Below are 3,233 nucleotides of genomic sequence, written 5' to 3'. Positions count from 1 at the left end.
CACCACCCCCACCACCTCCACCACCCCCGCCCCGGTGCGCCCGCACGAGCGCACCGGGCCCACCCCGCCGCCGAAGGCCGCCCGGCCGCGCACCACCGGCCCGCGCCGCTGGGCACCGCTGGGCTTCCTCCTCCCGTTCGGCGCGCTGTTCCTGCTCACCTTCGTCGCGCCGATCTGCTACGCCCTCCACCAGAGCCTGTTCAAACTGCACCGCTCCGGCCTCGGGCTGACACCCCCCACCACCGTCTTCACCGGGCTCTCCAACTACACCGAGGCGCTGGCCGACCGCGCCTTCACCTCCGCGGTGCTCCGGGTGCTGCTGATCGGCGCCGTCCAGGTGCCGCTGATGCTCGGCCTGGCCCTGGTGCTGGCCCTGCTCCTCGACGGCCGCCGCACCCCGGGCAAGCGCTTCTTCCGGCTCGCCTTCTTCCTGCCGTACGCCGTCCCCGGCGTGATCGGCGGCCTGATGTGGTCCTTCCTCTACCAGCCGGACGTCAGCCCGATCGCCCGGGCGCTGGCCGGGATCGGCCTGCACGTCGACTTCACCTCCGACGGCGCGCTGCCCTGGGCGGTGGGCAACATGCTCACCTGGGGCTGGACCGGCTACAACATGATCGTCATCCACTCGGCGCTGAAGGCGATCCCCGGCGAGTACGCCGAGGCCGCCGAACTCGACGGCTGCACCGGCTGGCGGCTCGCCTGGCACATCAAGATCCCGATGGTGCGGCCCGCCCTGGTGATGAGCACGGTGTTCTCCATCATCGGCATGGCGCAGCTCTACAACGAGCCCGTCATCATGCGGGCCGTCGCCCCGAACCTGTCCGGCGACTGGACCCCGATCATGGCCGCGCAGAACGAGGTGGCGGCCAACAACTACCAGGCGGCCGCCGCGCGTTCGGTGCTCCTCGCGCTGGTGATCTTCGTCCTCTCGTTCGGATTCATGCGGTTCGTCAACAAGCGCGGAGCAGCCCAGTGAAGGACGCCACGAAGGGCCCGCGCCGGGCCGCGAACCCCGCCGGCCGGATCGGCGTGCTCGCCGTCCTGGTGCTCGCGGCGCTCTACTCGCTGCTCCCGGTCTGGTGGCTGGTGGTCTCGGCCACCAAGGGCAGCAGCGACCTGTTCACCGGAAACGGCTTCTGGTTCGCCGGCCGGATCGAACTCGTCCGCAACGTCTCCGACCTGCTCGGCGTCCAGGACGGCATCTACGGCCGCTGGCTGCTCAACAGCCTGCTCTACGCCGTCGGCGGCGCCCTCGTCGCCACCCTGCTGTCCGCGATGGCCGGCTACGCGCTGGCCAAGTACGCCTTCCGCGGCCGCGAGGCGGTCTTCAACACCGTGCTGGGCGCCGTCCTGCTGCCCGCCCCGCTGTTCGCCCTGCCGCTGTACCTGATGTTCTCCGCCACCCACGTGGTCAACACCTTCTGGGCGGTGTTCATCCCCAGCGTGGTCAGCCCGTTCGGGGTGTACCTGTCGCGGATCTACGCCGCCGCCGCGGTCCCCGACGAACTGCTGGAGGCCGGACGGATCGACGGCGCGGGCGAGTTCAGGATCTTCCGCTCCGTCGCCCTGCGGATCCTGCAGCCCTCGCTGGTCACCGTCGGCCTGTTCCAGTTCGTGACGATCTGGACCAACTACCTGCTGCCCTCGCTGATGCTCGCCGACAACCGCCTGCAGCCGGTCACCGTCGGCCTGGTCGCCTGGAAGGAGCAGCGCGGCCAGACCGTCCCCTACAACCTGATCATCACCGGCGCCCTGCTCTCGGTCGTCCCGATCGTGCTGATGTTCCTCCTGCTGCAGCGCTACTGGAAGGCCGGACTCACCTCCGGCAGCGTCAAGTAGCCCGCCCGCGCCGGGCCGCGGACCCCCACCGGGCAGCGGCCCGCCACCCCGATCCCCAGAAGGCAGACCCACAGATGAGTGAGCTGCGGCTTGCCACCCTGACGCTGCCGACCGCACCGGTCGGCCCCGTCAACCCCCTCCCCCCGCTGTTCACCGGCGCCGACCTCCACCAGGTCGAGGACACCGGCGAGGCCGACGAGGAGATGCGCCACAACATCGGCTACGGCCGGGTGCCCTCCGTCCTGCCCTACCTGGTCCAGGACGGCTACACCCGCGAACGGGCCCCCGCCGAACACCCCGTGGCCGTCCTGGAGAACGACACCCTGCGGGCGGTCTTCCTGCTCGGCGCCGGCGGCCGGCTCCAGTCGCTGGTCCACAAGCCCACCGGCCGCGAACTCCTCTTCCGCAACCCGGTGTTCCAACCCGCCAACCTCGCCCTGCGCGGAGCCTGGCTGGCCGGCGGCGTCGAATGGAACACCGGCACCATCGGCCACGCCCCCACCACCTGCGAACCCCTGCACACCGCCCGCCTCACCCGCCCCGACGGCACCCCGGTGCTGCGGATGTGGGAGTACGAGCGGATCCGCGGCACCGTCTTCCAGATCGACGCCTGCCTCCCGGACGACTCCCCGGTCCTGCTGGTCCACGTCCGGATCACCAACCCGCACCCGCACACCGTCCCGGTGTACTGGTGGTCCAACATCGCCGTCCCCGAAGCCCCCGACGTCCGCGTCCTCGCCCCCGCCGACGCCGCCTGGCAGTTCAGCTACGACCGCAAGGTCCGCCGGGTCGACCTCCCCGCCCCGCACGGCACCGACCTCAGCCGCACCACCCGTTCCCGGGACGCCGCCGACTACTTCTTCGACCTCCCTCCCGGCCGGCGCCGCTGGATCGCCGCCCTCGACGCGGACGGCCGCGGCCTGGTCCAGACCTCCACCGAACGGCTGCGCGGCCGCAAACTCTTCCTCTGGGGCCAGGGCCCCGGCGGCCGGCACTGGCAGGAGTGGCTCGCCGGACCGGGCACCGGCTACCTGGAGATCCAGGCCGGCCTCGCCCGCACCCAGCTCGAACACCTCCCGATGCCGGCCGGCGCCCGCTGGTCCTGGACCGAGGCCTACGGCCTGCTCGAAGCCGACCCCGCCGCCGTCCACGGCGAGGACTGGACCGCCGCCCGCGACGCCGCCGAACACGCCCTCGACACCCTCCTCCCGCCCCACCGGCTGGACGCCGAACTCGAAGCCGCCGCCCACTGGGCCGACCGCGCCCCCGACCGGATCCTGCAGGCCGGCTCCGGCTGGGGCGCCCTGGAGGAACGCCGCCGCGCCCACACCGGCCAGGGCCCCCTGCCCACCCCCGGCACCCCCTTCCCCGCCGACACCCTCGGCCCCGAACAG

Annotated in this window: 3 protein-coding genes; all 3 read left to right on the top strand. The window is 72.5% G+C overall.

Annotated elements, in window-relative coordinates; all coding sequences use genetic code 11:
- Positions 1–976 (top strand): carbohydrate ABC transporter permease (locus IH44_RS0139510; protein WP_369795055.1); only part of this gene is annotated, 976 nt, incomplete at its 5' end.
- On the top strand, positions 973–1,839 hold the full coding sequence (locus IH44_RS0139505) for a carbohydrate ABC transporter permease (RefSeq protein WP_030464689.1): 867 nt from the start codon (positions 973–975) through the stop codon (positions 1,837–1,839). The genes IH44_RS0139510 and IH44_RS0139505, both read left to right, overlap by 4 nt.
- Before the next feature lie 74 nt (positions 1,840–1,913).
- A partial coding sequence (locus IH44_RS0139500) for a DUF5107 domain-containing protein (RefSeq protein ID WP_035958274.1) occupies positions 1,914–3,233 on the top strand: 1,320 nt, incomplete at its 3' end.

Origin of the sequence: Kitasatospora sp. NRRL B-11411 (assembly GCF_000721345.1) — a bacterium.
GTDB classification, from domain to species: domain Bacteria; phylum Actinomycetota; class Actinomycetes; order Streptomycetales; family Streptomycetaceae; genus Kitasatospora; species Kitasatospora cineracea.
This window is presented reverse-complemented; position numbering and strand designations above follow the sequence as displayed.